This is a genomic window from Streptomyces sp. NPDC037410, from assembly GCF_055602235.1.
Genome location: NZ_JBVJWR010000030.1, coordinates 17,618 through 42,921, shown reverse-complemented (window position 1 = coordinate 42,921; position 25,304 = coordinate 17,618). Strand labels below are relative to the sequence as shown.

Here is a 25,304-nt window from a genome sequence, read left to right as displayed (position 1 = left end):
CCTCCCCCGCGTTCCGGCTGCGGAAAGGCTCACACCCAGAGGGTCGCGATGAAGATGTTCGCCATGGTCAGGCCGCCGACGGCACCGAAGAGGGCCTTGTCGACCTTCTCCTCGTCCCGCTTGACGTAGACGAGGCCGAGGATCACGACGAGGATCGCCAGCTTGATGCCGATCTTGAGGTTGTTCAGGGTGTGGTCGTCGGCCTGGTTGAGGCCGACGAGCGCGATGCCCGTGATCAGCATCGTCAACGCGCCGTGCAGCATCGCGGGAACGAAGCGGGCCGTACCGGCGCCCATCGCCTTCATCTGGGTGAGGAAGCCGCCGAGGAGGGAGGCGATACCGACGATGTGCAGGGCGACGAAGACATTGATGAGTACGTCCATGGGCCGGAGCCTAACCGGGGCCCTAGCACCGCTCTGCGGCCGGGTCCACTCCCCACGCCGCTTCGGTCGGACGACCGCCGGAATGTCCCCGGCCCCTCACTCCGGGCGGACTCCAGGCGAAAGAGATCGGTCCCCGACACGTCAACTGGCGCCAGTAGCGGTCAACTCCCCGTCCGGCCGTGACCCCGCGTTTAGCGTCCTCCACCAGGTGACCGGCTCCCCACCACCGCCGGCGATCCGGCGGCCGTCGGTCACCCCCGCCGAGAAAACCCGGCGGCGGCCCGTCTCCCCTGTGCGGTCCGCCGTCGGCCCGGCGGGCACCGTCCCCCTCAGGGAAGAGGATGTGACCCGCCCTCGTGGCAGCGCACCGGAAGTCCAAACAGTCCCCCCTCGGCGCCTCCGCGGTCCGCACCGCCGCCACCCTCGCCCTCGCCTCGGCGGCGACGGCGACGCTCTTCGAAGGGTCCGGACACGCGGACCCCCGGCCCACCACCGCCCAGGTCAAGGCGAAGGTCGACCGGCTCTACGAGGAGGCCGAGGTCGCGACGGAGCGGTACAACGGGGCGAAGGAGAAGGCCGACGAGGCGCGCACCGCCTTCGACCGGCTGCGCGACGAGGCCGCCCGCAGGACCGAGCGCCTCAACACCGCCCGCGACGCACTCGGGGCCATGGCCGCCGCCCAGTACCGCTCCGGCGGGCTCGACCCCGCCATCCAGCTCGCCCTCACCTCCGATCCCGACCAGTACCTGGAGCGGGCCGCGCTCGCCGAGAAGGCCGGGGACCGGCAGGCGGCCGCCATCACGGCCGTACGGCGCGAGCTCGCCGCGATCCGGCAGCTGCGCGGGGAGTCGGCCGGCAAGCTGACCACGCTGCGCGAGCAGGAGGCGGAGCTCCGCCGCCAGAAGGCCACCGTGGCCGGCAAGCTCGCGGAGGCCAGGAACCTCCTCGCCCGGCTGACCGAGGAGGAACGCGCACGGTACGAGGCGGCCGCGGCCCGGGACAGCTCCGGCCACGGCTCCGGCTCCGACGCCTCGGCGCGGACCGACGGCACGGGCGGCACGGGCACGGCCGGCGGCTCCCCGACCACGCGGGCCGACCGCTCCTCGGGCGGCGAGCGCGAACCGGTGACCGCCCCCGACGGCCGGGCCGCCGCCGCCATCTCCTTCGCCCGCGCCCAGCTCGGCAAACCGTACGTGTGGGGGGCGACGGGCCCCTCCGCGTACGACTGCTCCGGACTCACCCAGGCGGCCTGGCGCGCGGCCGGCGTCTCCCTGCCCCGCACCACGTACACCCAGATCAACGCCGGCCGACGCGTCTCCCTCTCCCAGCTCGCCCCCGGCGACCTCGTCTTCTTCTACTCCGGGATCAGCCACGTCGGGCTCTACATCGGCGGCGGCCAGATGATCCACGCCCCCCGCCCGGGCGCACCGGTCCGGATCGCCCCCATCGACGAGATGCCCTTCGCCGGCGCGACCCGGGTCGGCTGACACCCCGCTCGGATTCAGGCGACTCGGACCCGGCCGGACCGGGCGACTTCGCCAGGTCCTCGGACCCCGCGGCCCGGCGCCTCAGCCGAGGCGGCGCGGACTCGGCGACTCGGCGACTCGGATCACTCGTATCAGGCGACTCAGGCCGGGGCGGCTCAGACCAGGCGGCGGGCGGCGGCCCAGCGGGTCAGCTCGTGCCGGTTGGAGAGCTGGAGCTTCCGCAGCACCGCCGAGACGTGCGACTCGACCGTCTTCACCGAGATGTAGAGCTGCTTGGCGATCTCCTTGTACGCGTATCCCCGGGCGATCAGCCGCAGCACCTCCCGCTCCCGCTGGGTGAGCCGGTCCAGGTCCTCGTCCACCGGGGGCGCGTCCGTCGAGGCGAAGGCGTCCAGGACGAAGCCGGCGAGGCGCGGCGAGAAGACCGCGTCGCCCTCCTGGACCCGGAAGATCGAGTCGACCAGGTCCGTGCCGGTGATCGTCTTGGTGACATAGCCGCGGGCACCGCCCCGGATCACCCCGATGACGTCCTCGGCCGCGTCCGAGACCGACAGGGCCAGGAAGCGGACCGGGTCCTCGGTCGCGCCCATCAGGCTCGCGCAGCGCCGCAGCACCTCCACCCCGCCGCCGCCCGGCAGGTGGACGTCGAGGAGGACGACCTCGGGGCGGGTCGCGGTGATGACCGTGACCGCCTGGTCGACGTCGGCGGCCTCGCCGACCACCTCGACGCCGGTGACGTCGGTCCGGCCGATCTCGGCCTGGACCCCGGTGCGGAACATCCGGTGATCGTCGATGAGCACCACCCGCACCCGGCGCTCCGTGCCCTGCGCCCCCGCATCGGTTCCGGTCGCCGCTCCGGTCTCGTCGCTCATCCGTCCGCCCTCTCCATCTCGAGCTCCACTTCGGTGCCCCCGCCCTGCGGTGACCGCAGCCGGGCCGTACCGCCGTTGCGCTGCATACGGCCGATGATCGATTCTCGTACGCCCATCCGGTCCTCGGGCACGGAATCCAGGTCGAAGCCCGGTCCCCGGTCCCGCACCGAGACGAAGACCGTACGGCCCTCCACCTCGGCGTACACCTGCACGGCCCCGCCCTCGCCACCGTACTTGGCCGCGTTCACCATCGCCTCGCGCGCGGCCTGCATCTGCGCCGTCAGCTTCTCGTCGAGGGGGCAGTCGCCGACGACGACCACCTCCAGCGGGACCCCGTGCTTGTCCTCGACCTCGGCCGCCGCTCTCTTCACCGCCTCCGCGAGGGTCTCGGGCTCCTCGTCCCTGCCGGTGCCCTCGGGCTTGTAGAGCCAGTTCCGCAGCTCGCGCTCCTGGGCGCGGGCGAGGCGGCGCACCTCGCCGGCATCGTCGGCGTTGCGCTGGATCAGGGTCAGGGTGTGCAGCACGGAGTCATGGACGTGGGCCGCGACCTCGGCGCGCTCCTGGGCCCGGATGCGCATGGTCCGCTCTTCGTTGAGGTCCTGCGACATGCGGACCAGCCAGGGGCCGGCGAGGAGCGCTATGCCGGTGAGGACCGCGACGGCGGCGGTCACGGCCGTGCCCAGCTGGGCGACGGAGCCGCGGACCACGACGAAGACGGCGAGGCCGGTGCCGACGAGGCCGACGCCCACGAGGCCGCGGACCAGCTGGAGCGCACCCTTGTGGCGCCCTGGGTCGGTCCAGCTGGCCCGGCGGGCGTTGTCCGCCTGTCTCCAGACGAGGACGACGCCGACCGCGATGAGCATCAGCGGCCATATGTAGCGTCCGGTCTCGTTGTCGACGCTGATGTTCCCGGCGAGGGCCGCGAGGCCGATGCCGAGCGCGATCAGGGCGACGACCTGGCCCCGGTCGGGCTTGCGGAGTCTGCGGCGGCCGTCCGACGTGGTCTCGAAGAGGGAGCGCGGGGCGGACCTTCCGCCGACGCCGAGCGGGACGACGATCCAGAAGACCGCGTAGAGCACGATGCCCAGGCCGTTCGAGAACGACAGCACCACGAAGAGCGCGCGCACCCAGACGACCGGGAGGCCGAGGTGGCCCGCGAGGCCCCGCGCGACACCGCCGAGCCACCGCCCGTCGGCGCTCCGGTAGAGCCTGCGCACGGGTGGTTCGTCGGTCTCGGTGACACGAGCGGTTGCGGACATGCACCGATCGTCACACGTCCGGCCCGCGCGGGACATCAGGGTCGGCCCTGAGATCGTCCCTGGTAACCACTCGGGGGCTGGGGGGCCGTGAATATCAGGGTCGGGCCAGGGTCGGCCCCGGTGCCGCGGAACGTCACCGGCCGTCACCATGGAGGCATGACGAGTTCGATGCCTTCGCAGCACGAGGCCCCGCCGCCGGCGGAGGCCGACCCCGCCCCGCCGCTCCGGCGCTCGCGCGGCAGCAACGTCGTGGGCGGCGTCTGCGGAGGTCTCGGACGGCGCTACGACCTCGACCCGGTGATATTCCGGGTGGTGATCGGCGTGCTGTCGGTGGCGGGCGGCCTGGGCCTCGTCTTCTACGGCTTCGCGTGGCTGCTGATCCCGCTCGCGGGAGAGGACGAGAGCGAGGGCCGCAGACTGCTCATGGGCCGGGTGTCCGGGGCCTCGCTGGCCGCCCTGCTCATGGCGCTGATCGGCTGCGGGATCCTCCTGTCCACGCTGCACAGCGGCACGGTCCTGGGCTTCGCGCTCATCCTGTCGCTCGCCGTGGCCGGGGCGGCGGTCTGGTCGCAGCGGCGGCGGGTCGGCGGCGAGGCCGAGGGCCGGCCGGACACCACGGCCGGCCTCACGGTCGCCGAGGCGCCGCCCGAGACCAAGGCTCCGCCGCTCTTCGAGTCCCCCTCCTGGTGGAAGGACCCGATCGTCAAGGACGGTTCGACGGGCAGGATCGCCGTCGGCTACATGTGGGGTCCGCACGGAATCCTGGACGAGGACGGCCGGGTGAACGGCGAGGTGCCGAAGCCGGGCAGTCAGTGGGGTCCCGGCCCTTCGGCGCCCGGGCGTCCGGCCCCCTCCATCCGCCGGAGCCCGCTCTCCATCGGGGGGCTCGTCTTCCTGCTCGCTCTCATAGCGGGCGGTCTCGGCACGGGCCTGACGTGGGACACCCACCCGCTGGGCACCAGCCTGCAGACCGGTCTCGCGGCCGCGCTCGCGGTGTTCGGCCTGGGGCTCGTCGTCAGCAGCTTCCTCGGACGGACCGGGTTCGGCACGGTCTTCCTGACCGTGGTCACGGCCGGCCTCCTGGCACTGGCCACGGCGCTGCCCGACCGGATCAGCACGGAGTGGGTCCGCGAGACATGGCAGCCCGCTTCGGTCGCCGCCGTGCAGCCGGACTACGAGCTGGGCAGCGGGGTCGGAAAGCTCGACCTGACCCGGCTCCCGCTCCCGGCCGGCACGACCGTCGCGACGCACGTCGGGGTCGGCGCGGGGCGGCTCGAGGTGATCGTGCCGAAGAGCGCGGTGGTGAAGCTGCACGCCGAGGTGGGCCTGGGCGATCTGCGGCTGCCGGGTGCGCCCGCCGGCGACATCGACATCGCGCCGGGCCGTGACGTGACCCGGACGCTCACCCCGCCGGCCGGGACCGCCCCGGCGGGCACCCTGGACCTCTCGCTCGAGGTCGGACTCGGACAGGTGGAGGTCACCCGTGCTGCTTCATGAGTTCCGCCCCGGCCGGCTGCTCGTCGGCCTGACGGCCCTCGTCCTGGCCGCCGCCTACGCGGGCGACGCCGCCGGCGCCTGGACGACCCCGTGGTACGCGATGATTCCCGTCCTCTGCGGCGGCCTGGGCACCGCCGCCCTCGTGACCTGGGTCGCCTATCGAATACGGCGCCGTTCGGCGAGGAGCCGGTCCAGCGAGAGCACCGGGGCCCCGGCCAGCAGCAGCGGGAGCCAGGACATCAGGTAGATCAGGTCGTTGCCGAGGTAGTACGGGTGGACCTGCCAGCTCACGGTCAGCCAGAGGCTCAGTGAGATCAGCGCGCCGCCGAGCGCGGCCAGTCGGGCGAAGAGACCGAAGAGGGTCCCGAGCCCGACGGCGAGCTCTCCGAAGGCGATGGCGTATCCGAAGCCGGTCGGGTTGTTGAGGGCGACGTCGACGAGGGCGGGGATCGCGGAGCTGTCGCGGACGCCGCGCATCATCTCGCCGATGGAGCCGCTGCCCGTGTCGGCGAAGAAGGCGGAGTCGGTGAGCTTGTCGAGTCCGGCGTAGATGAACGTGACCCCGAGGAAGATCCGCAGCGGAAGGAGGGCATAACGGGAGGCGGTCGCCCTCCACACGTCGAACGTCGCCCGCCGCTCGGCAAACCGCCCGTCGCCGCCGGACGCACCGGGACCGCCGACCGCGCCAGGACCCCCGGCCGTACCCGGACCGCCGGCGGCGGCAGGACCGCCAGCCGCACCCGGACCGCCGGCGGCGGCAGGTCCGTCGACCGCGCCGGAGCCACCTGACGCGCTCGTGCCGTCCCCGCCGCCGGTCTTGCCGGTCCCGCCGAGGCCGTCGGTGCCTCCGGTCCCGCCGAGGCCGTCGGTGGCTCCGGTCTCGCCCCGGCCCGTCGGGGCGTCGTCCCTGTCGTGCGGCTGGTCCGTCTGTCCCGTCATCGTCGGTCACCTCTCCACGCCCCGTACGGCTGTTCGCGGGTCGATTCTCCTCGCACACGGGGCCGGGGACGCGGGAAGGGGGCCGGAGGGTCAGTCCATGACGTCGATCGTGACCCGGTTGGTCTCCACGCCCGCGGCCGTGACGACCGAGACCTCCACCCGGCCCGGCTCCACGTCCGCGGGAAGGGGGACGGTCAGGGACGTGTCGGTGGGGTTGGCGAAGCCGCCGGGGACCGGGACCAGCGGCACGTGGGCGTGGACCGGGCCGATGCGGACGACCAGGCGGGTCAGCGGGTCGGGGGCAGCGGCGCCCGGCGGGACGAAGCCGCAGCCGCGGATCTCGATGTCGTCGCCCGTGCGGATCGGGGCGTCGAGGTCGCCCGCCTCCCGGGACCGGACCACGGAGTGGATCGTGGGGCGGACGCCCTCGGTGTACTTCGCGGCGAGGTGCCAGGCCGCCGAGACGCCGACGAGCAGCACGAGGGACCAGGGCACCTCGGGAAGCCGGTCGGGATCGCGCGCCAGACCGACGGCGGCCAGGGCGAGGACGGCACCGGAGACGAGGAGGTACTGGACATCGGCGAGGGCGGCCCGGCCGCTGTCGTCGCAGACGAGGTCGGCGGCGCGGGGCCGGTCGGCGCGCACCTTCTGGAGGCGGCCGGCCGCGATCCCCAGGGCGACGACGAGACGGGCGGTGACGGTGACGGAGGCGACGAGGGCGAGGACGGTGAGCAGGCCCGCGCCGCGGGCCAGAGCGAAGGCGGTCGTGCCCGGTGACTGGAAAGCGAGGGAGAGGAGGGTGAAGGCGAGGAACAGCAGCCAGCCGGCGGAGACGGCACGGGTGGTGGAGAGCCGGTTGTCCTCGCCGATCAGCGGGGCGAGGAGACCGCCGCGGGCCCGGTGGGCGTGGGCGGCGGCGCTGAGCAGGACGGCGAGGGCCAGGGCGGTGCACAGGCCGGCCGTGCGGGCCCCGGTCCAGCCGCCGTCGATGGCGCTGAGGGCCTGGCCGAGGAGGAGGGCCAGGACGGCACCCCAGACGGCGCCGAGACCCCCGCGCCGGACGCGGTCGAGCCAGGCGAGCCCGGCTTCCCGGCCGCGCACGGCCACCGCTCGGGCGGACTGGGCGAGCTCGTCGGAGACCCACTGGCGGGCGGCGACCGGTGAGTGTGCAACGGCCGCGGGGACGCCGTGACCGGCGGCGAGCTCGTCGCGCCGGGCCAGGAAGGCGGCGACGGCGCGCCGATGGCCGGTCTGCCCGCAGTGCGCGCAGCCGGCACAGGCCGTCGCGTGCTCGCCGTACTGTCTCGCCTCTTGAACCGCCACGGTGCTCTCTCACTCCCGAGCTCACTTCACGGCCCGCGTCGATCCCGCTCTGATGCGTCGCGGCGCGCCGCTCAGGGCCAACCAGCCCTTGATTTCACGGAATTGTGCCGCACCGGAGGCTCCCGCGCCTGCCGCGTGCGCCCCGCCGGAGAGTGATTGCCGCGCCATCTCATTGACGTACAGAAGGGTGAAGCGATGGTGTTACGACAGGAGTTCGGGGTCCGTTCGGCTGATCCTGCGCCACAGGGGCTGGTAGTTGATCCAGGCGACGAGGTCGCTGCCGAGCTGCTCCCGGGTGGCGACCGCGTCACGGTGGTCGATGAGCACCGGTTTGCCGGCGGCGCGCGCGGCCAGCTGGACCCGGGCGCAGCGTTCGAGGGCGATGAACCACCAGGCGGCCGCGTCCACGGAGGTGCCGACGGTGAGCAGCCCGTGGTTGCGGAGCACGATCGCCTTGAAGGTGCCGAGGGCGACGGCGATCCGGCGGCCTTCCTCGGCGTCCACGGTGACGCCGGTGTAGGCGTCGTAGAGGGCGTGGTCCTGGTAGAAGGCGCAGGCCTCCTGGGTAAGGGGGTCGAGGAGTTCGCCGAGCGCGGCGAGGGCCCGCCCGTGGACGGAGTGGGTGTGGGCGACGGCGACGGCGTCGGGGCGGGCGCGGTGGACCTGGGCGTGGACGGTGAAGGCGGCCTGGTTGACGTGGTGGCCGCCGCGGACGACCTGACCGTCGCCGTTGACGAGGATGAGGTCGCTCGCGGTGAGCTCCTCGAAGGGGGCGCCGAAGGGGTTCACCCAGAAGCAGTCGGGGTACTCCGGGTCGCGGGCGGTGATGTGGCCGGAGACGCCCTCCTCGTACCCGAGCCGCCCGAAGAGCCGGAGTGCGCCCGCGAGCCGCTGCTTGCGGTGGGTGCGTTCCTCCTCGGCCGTCGCGTGGACGGGTGGCATGGCGAAGTGGAGCCGTTCGACGGGGACGGGGTCCGGTATCACGCTCATGCGCGGGAAGGTAACGCCCGGCCGGTCAAGTCACCAGACTCCCGACGTGAACACGACGAAGCCGGCGCCCCCAGGAGGTCCGGACGCGTCGAAGCCCCCACGCCCATGGCGTCCGGACGCGTCGAAGCCGCCGTCCCGGAGGTTCGGGGCGGCGGCTTCGGCGGTGTGCGGGAGGGCTTACCCGCTAATCGCGTGCGGGAGGGATTACTCCCACTCGATGGTGCCCGGCGGCTTGCTCGTGACGTCGAGGACGACACGGTTGACGTCGGCGACCTCGTTGGTGATGCGGGTCGAGATCTTGGCGAGGACCTCGTAGGGCAGGCGCGACCAGTCGGCCGTCATGGCGTCCTCGGAGGAGACGGGACGCAGCACGATCGGGTGGCCGTAGGTGCGGCCGTCGCCCTGGACGCCCACCGAGCGGACGTCGGCGAGGAGGACGACCGGGCACTGCCAGATCTCGCGGTCGAGACCGGCCGCGGTGAGCTCCTCGCGGGCGATGGCGTCGGCGTCGCGCAGCAGGTCCAGGCGCTCCTTGGTGACCTCGCCGACGATGCGGATGCCGAGGCCGGGGCCGGGGAACGGCTGGCGCTGGACGATCTCCTCGGGCAGGCCGAGCTCCTGGCCGACCATGCGGACCTCGTCCTTGAAGAGCTGCCGCAGCGGCTCGACGAGCTCGAACTCGATGTCGTCGGGGAGGCCGCCCACGTTGTGGTGCGACTTGATGTTGGCGGTGCCGGTGCCGCCGCCGGACTCGACGATGTCCGGGTAGAGGGTGCCCTGCACGAGGAACGCGACCTCGGGGCCCTCCTCCTGGAGGATCTCCAGCTGCGCCTGCTCGAAGACGCGGATGAACTCGCGGCCGATGATCTTGCGCTTGGTCTCCGGGTCGGAGACGCCGGCGAGCGCGTCCAGGAAGCGCTCCTGCGCGTCGACGACGACCAGGTTGGCGCCGGTGGCGGCCACGAAGTCCTTCTCGACCTGCTCGGTCTCGCCCTTGCGCATCAGACCGTGGTCGACGTAGACGCAGGTGAGCTGCGAGCCGATGGCCTTCTGCACGAGCGCGGCGGCCACGGCGGAGTCGACGCCGCCGGAGAGACCGCAGATGGCGCGCTTGGAGCCGACCTGGGCGCGGATGGCCGCGACCTGCTCCTCGATCACGTTGCCCGTGGTCCAGCTGGGCTCGATGCCCGCGCCGCGGTAGAGGAAGTGCTCGAGGATCTGCTGGCCGTGCGTGGAGTGCAGCACCTCGGGGTGGTACTGGACGCCGTACAGCTTCTTCTCGTCGTTCTCGAAGGCGGCGACCGGCACGACGTCCGTGGAGGCGGTGACGGCGAAGCCCTCGGGGGCGGCGGAGCAGGCGTCGCCGTGCGACATCCACACGGACTGCTCGACCGGGGTGCCCTCGAAGAGGGTGGAGCCGGCCTTGGAGACGTGCAGCGGGGTCCGGCCGTACTCGCGGGCGCCGGTGTTGTCGACGGTGCCACCGAGGGTCGTCGCCATCAGCTGGAAGCCGTAGCACATGCCGAAGACGGGGACGCCCGCCTCGAACAGCGCGCGGTCGAGGCGCGGGGCGCCCTCGGCGTACACGGAGGACGGGCCGCCGGAGAGGATGATCGCCCTGGGGTTCTTGGCCAGCATCTCGGCCACCGGCATGGTGGACGGGACGATCTCGCTGTAGACCCGCGCCTCACGGACGCGACGGGCGATGAGCTGGGCGTACTGGGCGCCGAAGTCGACAACGAGGACTACGTCCGGGTTGGAGACGTCGGGCGCGGCAGCGGGAGTCGCTGATGACACTACGGCGGCCTTCCGGCGGTAGGAGCGGTTCCCCGGGGGGTCTCTCGGGGTCTCTCGGGTTCCCTGAGGTTCCTTGGGGTTCCTTGGGGGTCCTTGAGGGTTCCCTCGAAGGGGGGGCTATTTGTCGATTCTACCGGCGCGGCGGTGTCGCTTTTCGTCTCACCATCCGAACCCGGGTTGTCCCGGGGTGCGCGGAGGGGTCCATACTGTCGCCATGCGCAAGCACTCGACCTTCGTCTTTACCTATGGCAACCGGCCCACCGGCTGCCATGGTCGTGCTGCTTGAGCAACTGACAAGCGACTTCCCAGGCGCCCCGGGCCGACAAGGCCCGGGGCGTTCTGCTTGTCTCCGGGCGATGTCGCCCCGGGGCTCCCGATCCGACACCACGAGGAGCCCCGACATGACCGCCATGACCCAGACCGAGAAGACCGGCGCCCGCACCGACGAGGCGGCGGCGCTGATCGGCGACGCCCGGGAGCGCATCGACGCGCTCGACGACCGGATCATCGGCCTCATCCAGGAACGGGTGGCCGTCTCGGCCGTCATCCAGGAGGCCCGGATCTCCTCCGGAGGCCGCCGGGTGAACCTGGCCCGCGAGATGGAGGTCCTCGCCCACTACAGGGACGCGCTGGGCAAGCCGGGCACGGCACTCGCGATGACGATGCTGGAACTGTGCCGGGGCCGCATCTGAGGGCCCGGGGGAACGCGAGCCACATCTGAGGCCCGGGGGGGGAACGCGAGCCACATCTGAGCCCCCCGAGAAGCGCGGAAACCCGAGAACCCCGGGCACGCATCCGGGTGCGTGCCCGTACCCGCGTTCGGTACGGCTCTCACCCGTACGGCGCGTGACCGGCTCCGGCCGGGCTTCGTTGGTCCGGGTGTCCGTGCCAGCCAGGGGCGGGCCCGAAAGAAACCACGCGTGGCTTCGCTGGGGCGTGTGGCGTGCCTCTCCGGTACGTCGTGGGACCTCGCACCAGCGCTTGTGACCGGACAGCAGGGGACAGCAGCCCGGTCACCCAGAAAGGGCGGTCGGTCCCGGGGACGCCCGGGGCCGGCCGCAACCGGCCGATCTCCCGATCCTCCCGTCCCCCAGATCCCCCGATCCCCTCCCCCTGCGGCGCAACCCCCCGGCGCCGCCCCGCTCGGCACCGCCGCTGCCCTGACACCGGTGCCGACCCCGAGGGCCCCGCGCCGCGACCGGAATCGCGAGCGCGGGGCCCTTTTCACGACCCGCCCCAGGATGTGACGCGCGTCACACGAAGAACCTGTGCAACCGCTACAACCAATCCCTCCGGTCGCAGGTCATCTATGCAGCAACACCAAAGCCGGAGGGGCGCTGCACTCGGAGGGGGGTGCAGCGCCCTTTCCATCTACGCGTGTCGGCGTCAGTCCTTCTTCGGCGGGACCGCCGGCATCCCCAGGAACGGCAGCCGCAGGGCGCCGAAGGCCTCGGACGGGACGGCGGGGGACTTCGGCTCGACCGCCGCGATCCGTGCGTACACCTCGCCCTGCCGCGGGCGCGGGTCCTCCTCGCCCTTGTTCGGCCAGAAGGACATGGCGCGCTCCGCCTGGGCCGTGATCGTCAGGGACGGGTTGACGCCGAGGTTGGCGGAGACGGCCGCGCCGTCGACGACGGAGATCCCCGGGTGGCCGAAGAGCCGGTGGTACGGGTCGATGACGCCGGTCTCACCGTCGGCGCCGATCGGGCAGCCGCCGAGGAAGTGCGCGGTGAGCGGGGTGCCCATCAGTTCGCCGACGTTGGAGCCGGCGAAGCCGTTGATCTCCTCGGCGAGGAGGGTGGCGGCCTGGGTGGCCTCAGGGATCTGGACCGGGTTCGGCGCGCCGTGCCCCTGGCGGGCCGTGAGCAGGCCCTTTCCGAGGCCGCCGGGCTTGCGGTAGGTGGTGAGGGAGTTGTCGAGGGACTGCATGACCAGGCCGATGATGGTCCGCTCGGACCAGTGCCAGTTGGAGAGCGAGCGGACGGCGAGCGTCGGGTGCTTGAGCAGGTTGAGGAACCAGGCGCGTACCCGGTGGGCGCTGTAGGGCACCTGGAGGACGGTCAGGCTGCCCATCGAGTTGGAGCCCTTGCCGTACCGGACGGGCTCGATGTGGGTGTTCTCGTCGGGGTGGACGGACGAGGTGATGGCGACGCCCCTGGTGAAGTCGGCCTTCTCCTTGCCGTGCTTCCTGCGGTAGCGGCGGTCGGTGGTCTGGGCGCCGACGAGGCCCTCGGAGTTGGTGCGGGTGAGCTCGCCGAGCCGGTTCGAGATCCGGGGCAGCAGTCCGCTGTCCTTCATCCGGTGCAGCAGGGTCTGCGTGCCGTACGTGCCGGCGGCGATGACCACCCGGCGGGCGGTGAAGGTCCGGCCGCTGCCCTTCTTGCGGTTGTCGGTGGGCAGGGTCTTCACCGCGAAGCCGCCGCGCGAGTCCTCGGTGACGGTGACGACGGTGGTCATGGGGTGGACGGTGGCGCCCGCCTTCTCGGCGAGGTACAGGTAGTTCTCGTTGAGGGTGTTCTTGGCGCCGTGGCGGCAGCCGGTCATGCACTCGCCGCATTCGGTGCAGGCGCGCCGGGCCGGGCCCGCGCCGCCGAAGTAGGGGTCGGCGACTTCGCCGCCGGGCTTGGCCTTCGCCGTGCCGTCGGCGTCCTCGCCGTCGCCGAAGAAGACGCCGACGGGCGCCATGTGGAAGGTGTCGCCGATGCCCATGGCCTGCGCGGCGGACTTCAGGTGCACGTCGGAGGGGGTCATCGTCGGGTTGACGCGGACGCCGAGCATGCGCTTCGCCTGGTCGTAGTACGGCCGCAGCTCCTCCTGCCAGTCCGTGATGTCCTTCCACTGCGGGTCGTCGAAGAAGGGCTTGGGCGGTACGTAGAGGGTGTTGGCGTAGTTGAGGGAGCCGCCGCCCACGCCGGCGCCCGCGAGCACCATGACGTTGCCGAGCAGGTGGATGCGCTGGAGGCCGTAGAGGCCGAGGGCGGGGGCCCACAGGAAGTTCTTCAGGTCCCAGGAGTTCTTGGGCAGGGTCGCGCGGGTGAAGCGGCGCCCGGCCTCCAGGACGCCGACCCGGTAGCCCTTCTCGGTGAGGCGGAGGGCGGTGACCGAACCGCCGAAGCCGGAGCCGACGACCAGGACGTCGTAGTCGTAGCCGTCCTCCGGGCCGTCCTCGGCCTGATTCTGGGCAGGGGGTACCGCGGTCATGGCTCTCCTCGTGCGGAAGGACGGAAGGGGTGTGGGAAAGACAGGGCGTCAGCGCAGGCGCAGGGCCTTCATCGCCTTCAGGGACACGCTCATGAACGCGGCGTACTTCTCGTCGTCCATCCCGAAGGAGGGCGCGAGCGGGATCAGCCGCTGCTGGGCGACGGTCTGCGCCTCGGTGTACTTGAGGATGCCCTCGGAGCCGTGGCGGCGGCCGAGCCCGGAGTCCTTCATGCCGCCCATCGGGGACTGCACGCTGCCGTACGCGGGCGCGTACCCCTCGTTGATGTTGACGGTGCCGGTGCGCAGCCGGGCCGCGACGGCGTGGCCGCGGCGCGAGTCCTTCGTCCAGACGGAGGAGTTGAGGCCGTACGGGGTGGCGTTGGCGAGCTCGACGACCTCGTCCTCGTCGCGGAAGCGGTAGACCGACACGACCGGGCCGAAGGTCTCCTCGGTGCAGACGGCCATCGGGGCCTCGACGCCGTCGAGGATGGTCGGCTCGTAGAAGAGGGGGCCGATGTCGGGGCGGGCGACGCCGCCGGCGATGAGCTTCGCGCCCTTGGCGACGGCGTCCTCCACGTGCGTGGTGACGGCCTCCATCTGCCGCTCGCCGACGAGGGAGCCCATGTCCGCCCCGTACGCGAGGGAGTTGCCGAGGCGCATGGCCTTGGTGCGGGCGGCGAAGCGGTCGAGGAAGGCGTCGGCGATCGACTCGTGCACGTACAGCCGCTCGATGGAGATGCAGAGCTGGCCGGCGGAGGAGAAGCAGGCGCGGACGGCTCCGGCGGCGGCCTTCTCGATGTCGGCGTCCTGGAGGACGAGCATCGCGTTCTTGCCGCCGAGTTCGAGGGAGACGCCGACGAGCCGGGCGGCGGCGCCCTTGGCGACCTCGCGGCCGGTGCGGGTGGAGCCGGTGAAGGAGACGTAGTCGGCGTGGGCGACGACCTCGGGGCCGACGACCGGGCCCTCGCCGAGGACGACCTGGAAGACGGCGGCGGGCAGGCCGGCCTCGATGAGCAGGTCGCGGGCCCAGAGCGCGGTGAGCGCCGTCTCCGTGTCGGGCTTCATGACGACGGCGTTGCCCGAGACGAAGGCGGGGAGCGCGTCGCCGACGGAGAGTTCGAGCGGGTAGTTCCAGGGGGCGATCTGGCCGACGACCCCGCGCGGCTGGCGCAGCTCGGTGACCTTGGTGAGGGTCGGCACGACGCCGGTGTGGCGCTTGGCGCGCAGGTACGAGGCGGCCTTGCGGCCGTAGTGGCGGGCGGCGACGGCCACCGCCTGCACCTCCTCGTGGGCGTGCAGGCGGGCCTTGCCGGTCTCCAGCTGGATGAGGTCGAGGACCTCGGCCTGCCGCTGGAGGATCAGGTCGTGGAAGCGCAGGAGGACGGCGGCGCGGGCCCGGACCGGGGTGGCGGCCCAGGCGGCCTGGGCGGCACGCGCGCGCGTGAAGGCCTCGGCGACGTCCTCGGGGGTGGACTCGGGCAGGTCCGCCAGCTTCTTCCCGGTGAAGGGGGTGTGGTTGGCGGTGCGGCCGGAGCCGACGACGCCGCGGGTGAACCGGGCGACCAGCTCGGGCGTCACGACGTCGGCGGCGGTCCGCGCACCGGCGGGCGCGGGCGCGACCGGGTTGGTCGCACCGGCGGGAGCGGCCGGGCGGGCCGCCTCGGCGGCGTTGTCGGCGTCGAGGTGGGCGGCGGGGGCCATCGAGTCCGTCATGAGGCCGAGCGTAGGCCGCGTTCCGGCCTTTGGGTACCCGTCGGTAACGCGTTTTCACCGTCCACACACATCACGCCAGCGATCACTGGCACATAAGCCCTGATCAGGGGCTTACGGCCACCGGAGGCCCGGCCCGGAGATTTCTCCGCGCCGGGCGTGGAGTCGTCTCCGCCCGGTCACGCCCCCGGCGCGACCGCCTGGTCACACCCCCGGCGCGCGCCAGTGCTGGACGACGATGTCGAACTGCTCCCGGGTGGTCTCCCAGCTCGACTCCGGCGAGGACATGTAGATCGCGTACTCGGTGCCGTCGTCCTCGTAGTACATCTGGTCGATCGCGTGCCGCGGCCCGGGGAAGTCCTTCTTCTCGGTCCAGGTGAACTCCCACAGGCAGGAGCGGACCTGGTCGCGGTACGTCGTCTGGTTGAGCTTGACCCGGTTGTAGTCCATGCGCTTCCCGAGCTGGCGCTCCAGGTCGATCGCATGCATGTACGGATTCTCGAAGTCGGGGCTCTTGTCGATGCTGATCCGGATGCGGTGGCGGCCGTTGTCCGGGGTGTAGTCGATCTGATCCCCCTCCGTCTGCCGCTTCCAGCCGTCCGGTACGAGGAGGCTGAAGCCCTCCCGGTCCTCGACGCGGTGCCAGCCGGCCGGGATGTCGGAGGCCTTCTCGGTCGCGGGGGCACTCGACGTGGTCCGTCCGTCGCCACCGGGGTCGCGGTCGCCGATTCCACCCGCGTAGTTCATCGCGGCGAAGACGGCACCGCCGGCGACGACCCCGGCGAGCAGCGCCGCGAGCAGGGCGGAACGCCAGCGGCCACGGCCGGAGGAGGACGGGGAAGCGGGCGCGAGACGGGCAGGCCCCTGCGGCCCGTGGGGTACGTGTGCCGGCTGGTGCTGCTGCGGCGGTTCGGGCCAGCGTGCGGTGACCTTCGGCGGCCCGTCCGCCGTGCCCTCCGCACCGGCGTCGGCGGCCGTACCGTCCGCCGCCGAGTCCAGGTCCTCCCTGGCCACGCGCTGGGTCGGCACGTACGCCTGCGCCGCCGCCGGCGCGCGCCCCTCCATCGCGTCGAGCAGCATCCGCTCGGCCTCGTCCGCGCGCGGCCGCTGCGCCGGGTCCTTGCGGAGCAGCGCCACGATGACGGAGGCCAGCGGCCCCGCCTTCTGCGGGTGCGGCGGCTCCTCGGTCACCACGGCCTGCATGGTGCTGATCGGCGAGGTACGGCGGAACGGCGAGGTGCCCTCCACCGCCGTGTACAGCGTGGCGCCGAGGGACCAGAGGTCGGAGGCGGGACCCGGGTCGCCACCCTGTACCCGCTCGGGCGCCAAGTAGTCGATGGAGCCGACGATCTCACCCGTCCGGGTGATCGTGGAGTCCCCCTCGATCGCCGCGATCCCGAAGTCCGTGATGAGGACGCGCCCGTCCCGCGCGAGCAGCACGTTGCCCGGCTTGACGTCCCGGTGCAGCACCCCGGCCGCGTGCGCGGCACGCAGCGCGCCGACGACGTGCAGCCCGATCCTGGCCGCCTCGCGGGGCTCGATCGTGCCGGCCTCCTTGGCGGCGTCGGCGAGCGAGGGCCCGTCGACGTACTGCATCACGATCCACGGCCGGTTGTCGTGCTCCAGCACGTCGTGGACGGTCACCACACCCGGGTGCGTGATGCGCGCGGCGGCCCGCGCCTCCTTCTGCGTACGGGCGTGCAGCACCAGCCGGTCGGCCTCGGCCACGAACCGGCCCGCCGTCAGCTCCTTGACCGCCACCACGCGGTGCAACACCTCGTCGTGCGCACGCCAGACCTTGCCCATGCCGCCGCGTCCGATGGACTCGCCCAGCCGGTAGCGACCGGCGAGCAGCAGCCCCGATCCTGTGCCCTGAGAAGCGCTCTGCGAATGTTCCACTTGCCCCCGCCCGTTCCTTCTGATGCAAGGTTACGGAGGGGGGGACGGCGGGCGGAACCTCGGGGCGGTCATAGGAACAGCACTGTGACCGGGGGCCGGTGGAACCTGCGCGTCAGCGTCCCGGGCGGAACGCCTTCGCGGCCTGCTCGTATATCTCCGACACCTTGTCCCGCTCGCTCTCCGGGCCGATGACCTGGACGACGTGGTACCGGCCGCCGTCGATCACGACGAGATTGCGCACGAACACCTGGCGGCCCGTGCTGTCCGGCCAGGTGTAACTGCCCTCGGCCGTCGGCGTCCGGCCGATGTCCACCCGGCGCGCCCGCTCCACCTGCGCCCAGCTGGACGACCGATACGGCTCCAGCTCCCGCTCCTTGACGTTCTGGTACTCCAGCGGGTCCGAGCCGTTGTCCCGGACGCCGTCCCGGCCGGGGACCACGATCATCGTGAACCCGCCGTCGGTGAAGCGCACTTGCCCGGCGTCGTTGATCGGGCTGCGCCGCCACCCCTTCGGGACCCCGATCCGGAAGCCCTCCGGGTCCTGGCGCAGTTCGTACCCGGCGGCGAGCGCGGGGGCCGAAGGATCGGCCGGGGGCGGGGTGGTGGCGGCCCTGGTCGGCTGCGAGGACGGCTCGGCCGTCGGCCGCGTGGTCGGTTCGCCTGACGGCTTCGCCGTCGCGGGCGTGGCCCCGGGTGTGGTCGGCGCGGTGGGCTGCTCACCCTCCTTGGGCAGGAAGAACACGGCGTACGCGACGGCTCCCGCGAGCAGCAGGAGGACGAGGAGCAGGAGCGTACGGCCCAGGGAGCGCGGGGAGCCGGGGGTACGGGAGGACGACGGGCGCGCGGAGGACCGGGGGGTGCGCGGCGCGCGTGGGGCGCGCGGGGCACGTGGGGCGCGCTGCGGGATCTCTTCGTCGTACTCCTCGCGGAACCCGTCCTCGAACTCCTCGCGGAACCCTTCGTGCCCGCGGAACTCCTCGCGGAACCCTTCGCGGAACTCCTCGCGGTAATCCGGCTCCACGCGCGCGTGGCCGTACTCGTCGCCGTGTCCGGGGCCCTGCCGGGTCGCGGGGCGCGGGTCCTTGCCGCGCTTGTGGCGGTGCCGGCCCGCCCCCGCTCCCCCGCGCCACCGGCGCACCAGCTCACCGCGCCGGCGCACGATCGGCAGCCGGGCCTCGTCGAAGGACGGCAGCGGTACGACTCCGAGCCCGGCGTCCGGCTCCGGCGCCGAGCGGACCAGGGAGCGCAGCCAGCCGCGCAGCTCCTCGAAGTCCGGCCGCTCGGTCGGGTCCTGACGCAGCAGGGACTCCACGACCGGGCGCAGGGGCCCGCACTCCTCGGCGAAGGCCGGCGGCTCCGCGCAGACCAGCTGCACCAGCTCGGCCGCGCTGTCCTCGGGGTACGGGGCATGGCCCTGGACGGCCCGGTAGAGCAGCGCGCCGAGCGCCCACAGGTCGGTCGCGGGGCCGATCGGCGGGGCGAGGCGCCAGTTCTCGTGCACGGGGCCGGCCTGCTCGGGCGCCCAGCGCTCGGTCACGGCACCGACGACCGCGATCCGGGTCTGGCGGGCCCGTTCGGCGGCGAGCCGCGTCGTCGGGCCGCGGTGCGCCTGCGCCGGGATCGCGACCGGGGCCTCGTCGCGGGCGCCGACGGGGACCGGGAGGCGCGCGGGGTCCGGGGTCGCCGCGGTGTACCCGGCGGGCAGGGCCGGGCGGCCCGAACCGGGCAGCACGTTGCCGCCACCGGCAGGGATCGGCCCTGCGCCGTCCCGTGCGGCGTGCGGGCCGTCGCTCCAGCTGCCGGCCAGCATCACGCGCGGCGGCGGGCCGGAGCCGTACGGCTCGTCGCCGTCGTCCTCGTCGTCCTCGTCCTCGGCCACCCGCGCCCACCACTGCGGCTCGGGTGCGCCGGCCGCCTGCGCCGTCGGCGGCGGGGGTGGTGCGGGCGTGTCCGGCGGTGCGGGGCGCTGGACGGGGAGCGGCCCGGTCTCGCCGAGCGCGGTGGCGGCTCGGGCTCCGGCGCGGTACGCGGCGATGGCCCCGGCCCGCGCGGCCCGCACGTCGGCGGTGGGCGGCACGGGCAGGGGCTGCGTCTCGGCGGGTGCGGGCGTGGCCCGCCCGTAGGGGTCGGAACCGTAGGAGTCGGGGCCGGAGGGCCCGTAGGGGCTGCGCCCGGTGCCGTCCGGGTAGGGCTCGCCGCCGTCCTCGTCGCCCTCGCCGACTTCCTCGTACACCTCCCCGACTTCCTCGTACGACTCCCCGACTTCCTCGTACACCTCGACGTCGTAGGCCTCGGACCCGTACTCCTCGGAAGCCTCCTCCTCGGGCGCGTACTCCTCGCATTCCTCGACCTCGTGGACCGCGGAGCCGTACCCGCCGTCCTCGTAGGTCTCGGACCCAAACCCCTCGGAGCCGTACCCCTCGGAGCCAAACCCCCCGGAGCCGTACTCGTCGGCCTCGTACCCCTCCTCCCCGTACGGGTCGGCCCCGTCATCCCCCTGCTCAGCCTCCCCCCGCTCAAGCTCCCCCAGCTCAAGCTCCCCCTGCCCGGCAGCCGGAGGCGGCGCCGCGAACCCGTCCTCCTCCGGTTCCGGGACCGGTGCGTAGCCGCAGAGGGCCTCCTCGGCCGCGCCGGCCGCGAGGCCGGTGAGGACCACGCGGCCGTCCTCGCAGACGAGCACGGTCCTGGCGGTGATGTTCCGGTGCACCCAGCCGTGGGCGTGGAGGACGCGCAGCGCGGTGAGGACGTCGGCGCCTATCTCGGCGGCGCGGTACGGGTTGAGGGGCCGCTCGGCGAGGAGCGCCGACAGCGGTCTGGCCGCCACGCGCTCGCTCACTATCCACAGCGAGCCGGCCTCCGCGAAGACGTCGAAGACCTGGTCGAGGAGGGGATGGTCGGGGATCTGCGCGGCGGCCTGGGCCGCCTCTATCGCGCGGCGGACGACGGGCTCGGCCGGCCGGCGGGTGGCCTGCCCCGCGGCGCCGTGGGGGCCGGCGGGACCGCCCTGCCCGTCGAGCACCTCGGCATCGACGAACTCCGGCAGCGGCACCTGGCGGACCAGGACCTCCTGCCCGCTGTACGTGTCGAACGCGCGCGTCTCCACCGGTTCGTACGCGTCGGCGTCCGCCGGTGGCAGCGGCAGGCGGTAGCGGTCGGCGAGCACCCTTCCCGCGTAGTCGTCCACGACGCCTCCCCCGCGCGCACGCTGTCCCCCGTGACCCCGCGGATCCCTCGGGACCGGGCGGGATCACGCGGGTTCGCTGTCAGTTCCGGTCCGGCACCGCGCAGTTGACGGCTCTGTTCGGCTGCTTTCGGTCCGTGAACCTCACGATACGTGCCACCGGTCAGTCCTTGGGGCTGAACGTGGCGAACGCCGTCTCCCGCAGCGTCTTGCACGCGGCGCCGTTCCACTCGTCCTTCGCGCAGCTGACCATGATGGAGTAGCCGTGCGTGGCGTCCACCTTGAAGCCGCGGTTGAGCACGTGGACGCGGACGCCCTTCTGGGTGCGCTCGAACTCCCAGTCGGCGACGGTCGGGTAGCCCTTGTACGAGACGGTCCTTATGCCGAGGTGCTTGTAGTCCTGGCTGGTGGCGGCCACGCCGTAGCGGGCGAGCTCCCAGGCGCTCGCCGCGTCGTCCTTCGGGCTGCCGTTGTAGTCGACCTGGACGCGCGGGAAGCCGCCGCTCTCGCTGAAGATCGCGCCGAGCGAGTAGCCCGGGATCGAGCTCTGCTTGAAGGACGCGGGCATCGCCATCGAGAAGTGCAGCGGGCCGTTGGTGACGAGGCTGTAGCCGGCGGGCAGCTGCGTGCCGGCGTCGCCGCCGGGCTTTCCGGAGGGCGTGGTGCCGTGCTGCCCGTCCGTGGACCCGGTCGTGCCGTCGGCACCCGTCGACCCCGTGCTGCCGTTGTCGCCGGGCTGGACACCGCCCTGCTGGCCGGGGCCGCCCGAGGACTGGCCCTGGGCGCCACCGGAACCGGAACCGCCGGAACCGCCGGAGCCGTCGGCGCCTCCGGTCGAGGCGCCCGCGGAGGCCGTGCTGCCGCCGCCCTTGCCCTGGTTGCCCTCGTCGCCCCCGCCGCCGAGGGAGACCGCCAGGATCGTGCCGAGCACGGCGAGGACGGCGACCGCGGCGATGATCACCAGGGTGCGGCGCGGCACGACGTCGGTCAGCGGCGCGCGGGCCGGGGTGGGCTTGCCGCCGCCCCGCAGCGGCTCGGTCGCGAGCCTCGGGCCGGGCGTCGGCGTCGGCTCGGCCTTCACGGACGCCGCCGCGTTCCGTACGGACTTCAGCGCGCCGCGCATCCGGTCGGCGGCCGCGTCGGGCCCCTTGTCGGCCGCCGGGGTCGCCGGGACCACCGCGGTCTGCTCGGGGCGCGGCGGCAGCGGTACGACGGTGGTGACCTCGGGCGAGGCCACGGGCGCCGGCTCGGGAGCGTCGAGCACGGCCCGCAGCAGGACCCGGGCGCCGGCGTCGTCGAGCCGCTGCGCCGGGTCCTTGGCGAGCAGGCCGTAGATGACCTTCTCGAGCTCGGGTCCCGCGTTCTTCGGGGGGTCGACCGGCTCGGTCATGACGGCCGTGAGGGTGGCGATGGCGGAGCCCTTGTCGTACGGCGGGCTGCCCTCGACCGCCGCGTAGATGAGGCCGCCGAGCGACCACATGTCGGCGGCCGGTCCGGGCTTGTGGCCGCGGGCGCGCTCCGGGGAGATGTACGAGGGGGCGCCGACGAGCATGCCGGTGGAGGTGATCGAGGGGTCGCCCTCCACCTGGGCGATGCCGAAGTCGGTGAGGACGACGCGGCCGTCCTCGGCGATCAGCACGTTGGACGGCTTCACGTCGCGGTGCAGGATGCCCTCGCGGTGCGCCGAGCGCAGCACGTCGAGGATGGCGAGGCCGACCTCGGCGGCGCGCCGGGACGTGAGCGTGCCGTCCTCGCGGACGGCGTCCGCGAGGGACTTGCCCTCGATGAGCTCCATGACGATCCACGGGCGGTCGTCCTCGTCGACGACGTCGTAGACGGTGACGGCGCCGTTGTTGCGGATCCGGGCGATGGCCTTGGCCTCGCGCAGGGTCCGGGTGATGAGGCGTCGCTTCTCGTCCTCGTCGATGCTCGTCGGGAAGCGGAGCTCCTTGACGGCGACGGTGCGGCCGAGGGTCTCGTCGACGGCGCGCCAGACGGTGCCCATGCCACCGCGGCCGAGGACCGCGCCGAGCCGGTAGCGGCCGGCGAGCAGCCGGCCCTCGCCGACCGGGTCCTTGCGGAACCTGTCGCCGCCGCGCGGGGTGGCGCCGGTCCGGCGGTCGCTCTCGCCGTCGCCGTCGCCGGCGCCGAATCCGGCGCGTCCGGTCGACGGCTCGGTGCCGCGCAGCCGTCCGCCGGCGACGGCGTCGCCCGCACCCGTCGCCCGGCCGGACGGCGCGTCCTGAGGGTCCTTCACCTCCCCGGCGGACTCGCTGCCCGCCGGGTCCGCGACGCCCCGAGAGGTCGCCGCGGACTCCGCGGACTTTCCGAAGTCCACGGGCTCCACGGGCTCCGCGGGCTTCGCGCCCTCGGTGTCCCGCTCCGGCTCACGCCCGTCCCGAGGGTCCTGTGCACCCTCGCTGACCTGCGCGTCCTCCGTGTTCCACTCCGGCTTACGCGCGGCCGGAACCGCTCCTCGGTCGCCGTCGGTCGCGGCCCCCGCGGCGGCGTCCCGCCTGGGGTCCCTCGCCTTGTCCCGCGACTGCTCCGCCTCCGACATGCGTCCCCTCTGCGATCCCTGATCTTCGCCGCGTCTGCCGCTTCCCGCGCGATGCGGTAACCCGCCCTGGAAGAGAGGCCATTGTCCCTCACCTCGGGGCGGGTGGCGCCCCCGGGTCCGCACTCCGGGATACGACGCCTCCGGGTGCCCCGGAGGTTCCCGCCGGACACGGCCCCTTCGGACCCCCGCACGGCGGCCCCCGGACGTCCCGTCAGATGGGCACGATGTCCGGCGCGCCGAGCCGGGCGGCGTCCGCCGTCAGGTCGTCGGGCTGCCGCTGCGACTCCCTCTCCGCCTCCACCCGCTTCTCGTAGTGCTCGACCTCCTTCTCGATCTGGCGCTCGTCCCAGCCGAGGACCGGCGCCATCAGTTCCGCGCACTCGCGGGCGCTGAGCGTGCCCCGGTCGAAGGTCTCGATGGAGATCCTGGTCCGCCGGGTGAGGACGTCGTCGAGGTGGCGCGCGCCTTCGTGCGAGGCGGCGTAGACGATCTCGGCGCGCAGGTAGTCCTCGGCCGCCGCGAGCGGTGCGCCGAGGCCGGGATCGGCCGCGACGAGGTCGAGGATCTCCTCCGTCAGGGAGCCGTAGCGGTTGAGGAGATGCTCGACCCGGACGACGTGCAGCCCGGTCCTGGCGGCGGTTCTCGCCCGCGCGTTCCACAGGGCGCGGTAGCCCTCGGCGCCGAGGAGCGGGGTGTCCTCGGTGACGCAGGGGGCGACCCCTCCCCAAGCACTTCGTGCAGGGGATACCCCAAGGCCGAGGCCGTGCACCGCCTCGTCGACGGCGTCCTTCGCCATCACGCGGTACGTCGTGTACTTGCCGCCGGCGACGACCACGAGGCCGGGGACCGGGTGGGCGACGGTGTGCTCGCGGGAGAGCTTGCTGGTGGCGTCCGACTCGCCGGCGAGGAGGGGGCGCAGGCCGGCGTAGACGCCCTGGACGTCGTCCCGGGTGAGCGGGGTGGCGAGGACCGTGTTCACGTGCTCCAGGAGGTAGTCGATGTCGGCGCTGGAGGCGGCGGGGTGCGCCTTGTCGAGGTCCCAGTCGGTGTCGGTGGTGCCGACGATCCAGTGCCGTCCCCAGGGGATGACGAAGAGGACGGACTTCTCGGTGCGCAGGATCAGTCCGGTGGTCGAGTGGATGCGGTCCTTGGGCACGACGAGGTGGATGCCCTTGGAGGCGCGGACGTGGAACTGGCCGCGCTCCCCGATGAGGGCCTGGGTGTCGTCGGTCCACACGCCGGTGGCGTTGACGATCTGCTTGGCCCTGATCTCGTACGCCTGCCCGGCCTCGACGTCCTGGACGCGGGCGCCGACGACCCGCTCGCCCTCGCGGAGGAAGCCGATGACCCGGGCCCGGCTGGCGGCCCTGGCACCGTAGGAGGCGGCGGTGCGCACGAGGGTGGTGACGAAGCGGGCGTCGTCCATCTGGGCGTCGTAGTACTGCAGGGCGCCGACGAGGGCGTCCTTCTTCAGGCAGGGTGCGACGCGCAGGGCGTTGCGCCGGGAGAGGTGGCGGTGGACGGGGAGTCCCCGGCCGTGTCCGGAGGAGAGCGACATCGCGTCGTACAGCGCGACGCCCGAGCCGGCGTAGAACCGCTCCCAGCCCTTGTGCTGGAGCGGGTAGAGGAAGGGGACCGGCTTCACCAGGTGGGGTGCGAGCCGCTCCAGGAGCAGTCCGCGCTCCTTGAGGGCCTCCCGTACGAGCGCGAAGTCCAGCATCTCCAGATAGCGCAGGCCGCCGTGGATGAGCTTGCTGGACCTGCTGGAGGTGCCCGAGGCCCAGTCGCGGGCCTCGACGATGCCGGTGGAGAGCCCTCTCGTGACGGCGTCGAGGGCGGTTCCGGCGCCGACCACTCCGGCGCCGACGACCAGCACGTCCAGCTCTCGCTCGGCCATGGCCGCGAGCGCCTCGGCGCGCTCGGCGGGTCCCAGTGTCGCTGTCCTCACGCTGCTGCCTCCCGTCATCCCCCGTCGGTCACGCACTCGCGCACGCGCCCGGTCCTGCCGTACGCGAGCCGCGAACCGGGCCCGTGTGGTCCGGCTCACAGCTCGATTCTGGCCCGCCCCCGCGACTTCAGCCACCGCCTCGCGGCTGACCTGTGGATAACACTCGGCGACCTTCGGCTCCACAATGCCGCAGATCGGTCATATTTACGCCTAGTCTGACATTGCGCTCGACCCGTTCTGTCCACCGGGCTTGCGCGT

Annotated in this window: 16 protein-coding genes; 3 read left to right on the top strand and 13 right to left on the bottom strand. The window is 73.2% G+C overall.

Going from position 1 to position 25,304, the window contains the following annotated elements:
• Positions 1 to 29 precede the first annotated feature (29 nt).
• Positions 30 to 383 carry a hypothetical protein gene (locus ACZ7HT_RS33820; protein ID WP_471173103.1) on the bottom strand — a complete coding sequence of 118 codons (354 nt, stop codon included), beginning with the start codon at positions 381 to 383 and terminating at the stop codon, positions 30 to 32.
• 356 nt (positions 384 to 739) lie between these two features.
• Here ACZ7HT_RS33820 and ACZ7HT_RS33815 point away from each other — a divergent pair, with 356 nt between their 5' ends.
• Positions 740 to 1,870 (top strand): C40 family peptidase, encoded by a 1,131-nt coding sequence (locus tag ACZ7HT_RS33815; RefSeq protein WP_471173101.1) that lies wholly within the window; start codon positions 740 to 742, stop codon positions 1,868 to 1,870.
• 155 nt (positions 1,871 to 2,025) lie between these two features.
• Here the strand turns inward: ACZ7HT_RS33815 and ACZ7HT_RS33810 are convergent, their stop codons facing one another.
• Together ACZ7HT_RS33810 and ACZ7HT_RS33805 are read right to left on the bottom strand one after the other, a co-directional pair.
• Positions 2,026 to 2,742: a LuxR C-terminal-related transcriptional regulator gene (locus tag ACZ7HT_RS33810; RefSeq protein ID WP_471173098.1), complete on the bottom strand. Its 717-nt coding sequence runs from the start codon at positions 2,740 to 2,742 to the stop codon at positions 2,026 to 2,028.
• The gene (locus tag ACZ7HT_RS33805) at positions 2,739 to 4,001 is read right to left on the bottom strand and encodes a PspC domain-containing protein (RefSeq protein ID WP_352023902.1); all 1,263 of its coding nucleotides are present in this window, start codon (positions 3,999 to 4,001) and stop codon (positions 2,739 to 2,741) included. Before ACZ7HT_RS33805 ends, ACZ7HT_RS33810 begins: the two co-directional genes overlap by 4 nt.
• Before the next feature lie 156 nt (positions 4,002 to 4,157).
• Between ACZ7HT_RS33805 and ACZ7HT_RS33800 the strand changes: the two genes are divergently transcribed.
• Positions 4,158 to 5,498: a PspC domain-containing protein gene (locus ACZ7HT_RS33800; RefSeq protein ID WP_471173095.1), complete on the top strand. Its 1,341-nt coding sequence runs from the start codon at positions 4,158 to 4,160 to the stop codon at positions 5,496 to 5,498.
• A gap of 156 nt (positions 5,499 to 5,654) precedes the next feature.
• Here the strand turns inward: ACZ7HT_RS33800 and ACZ7HT_RS33795 are convergent, their stop codons facing one another.
• The 4 genes from ACZ7HT_RS33795 to guaA form a co-directional block, all read right to left on the bottom strand.
• Complete coding sequence (locus ACZ7HT_RS33795; RefSeq protein ID WP_471173185.1) at positions 5,655 to 6,116, bottom strand: DoxX family protein; 462 nt, start codon at positions 6,114 to 6,116, stop codon at positions 5,655 to 5,657.
• A gap of 411 nt (positions 6,117 to 6,527) precedes the next feature.
• Complete coding sequence (locus ACZ7HT_RS33790; RefSeq protein WP_471173093.1) at positions 6,528 to 7,760, bottom strand: hypothetical protein; 1,233 nt, start codon at positions 7,758 to 7,760, stop codon at positions 6,528 to 6,530.
• Between the two features lie 201 nt (positions 7,761 to 7,961).
• Positions 7,962 to 8,750: a class II aldolase/adducin family protein gene (locus tag ACZ7HT_RS33785; RefSeq protein ID WP_471173091.1), complete on the bottom strand. Its 789-nt coding sequence runs from the start codon at positions 8,748 to 8,750 to the stop codon at positions 7,962 to 7,964.
• A gap of 204 nt (positions 8,751 to 8,954) precedes the next feature.
• Positions 8,955 to 10,547, bottom strand: coding sequence for a glutamine-hydrolyzing GMP synthase (gene guaA / locus ACZ7HT_RS33780; protein WP_471173089.1), 1,593 nt, complete (start codon positions 10,545 to 10,547; stop codon positions 8,955 to 8,957).
• Between the two features lie 401 nt (positions 10,548 to 10,948).
• On the opposite strand from guaA, the gene ACZ7HT_RS33775 reads away from it, so the two are divergent.
• The gene (locus ACZ7HT_RS33775; protein ID WP_471173085.1) at positions 10,949 to 11,239 is read left to right on the top strand and encodes a chorismate mutase; all 291 of its coding nucleotides are present in this window, start codon (positions 10,949 to 10,951) and stop codon (positions 11,237 to 11,239) included.
• Between the two features lie 694 nt (positions 11,240 to 11,933).
• On the opposite strand, the gene ACZ7HT_RS33770 is transcribed toward ACZ7HT_RS33775, so the two are convergent.
• From ACZ7HT_RS33770 to ACZ7HT_RS33745, 6 genes are all read right to left on the bottom strand, one after another.
• Positions 11,934 to 13,748, bottom strand: a complete 1,815-nt coding sequence (locus ACZ7HT_RS33770) for a GMC oxidoreductase (RefSeq protein ID WP_471173082.1) — start codon at positions 13,746 to 13,748, stop codon at positions 11,934 to 11,936.
• Positions 13,749 to 13,796: 48 nt separating this feature from the next.
• A complete protein-coding gene (locus ACZ7HT_RS33765) occupies positions 13,797 to 15,461 on the bottom strand; it encodes a succinic semialdehyde dehydrogenase (RefSeq protein ID WP_471173080.1) in 1,665 nt (554 codons plus the stop codon).
• 201 nt (positions 15,462 to 15,662) lie between these two features.
• Positions 15,663 to 17,357, bottom strand: a complete 1,695-nt coding sequence (locus ACZ7HT_RS33760; protein ID WP_471173077.1) for a serine/threonine-protein kinase — start codon at positions 17,355 to 17,357, stop codon at positions 15,663 to 15,665.
• Between the two features lie 112 nt (positions 17,358 to 17,469).
• Positions 17,470 to 20,541 carry a protein kinase gene (locus ACZ7HT_RS33755; protein WP_471173074.1) on the bottom strand — a complete coding sequence of 1,024 codons (3,072 nt, stop codon included), beginning with the start codon at positions 20,539 to 20,541 and terminating at the stop codon, positions 17,470 to 17,472.
• Positions 20,542 to 20,701: 160 nt separating this feature from the next.
• Entirely contained in the window at positions 20,702 to 23,098 is a 2,397-nt protein-coding gene (locus ACZ7HT_RS33750) for a serine/threonine-protein kinase (protein ID WP_471173071.1), read from the bottom strand.
• 211 nt (positions 23,099 to 23,309) lie between these two features.
• Positions 23,310 to 25,046, bottom strand: coding sequence for a glycerol-3-phosphate dehydrogenase/oxidase (locus tag ACZ7HT_RS33745; RefSeq protein WP_471173069.1), 1,737 nt, complete (start codon positions 25,044 to 25,046; stop codon positions 23,310 to 23,312).
• Positions 25,047 to 25,304: the final 258 nt, after the last annotated feature.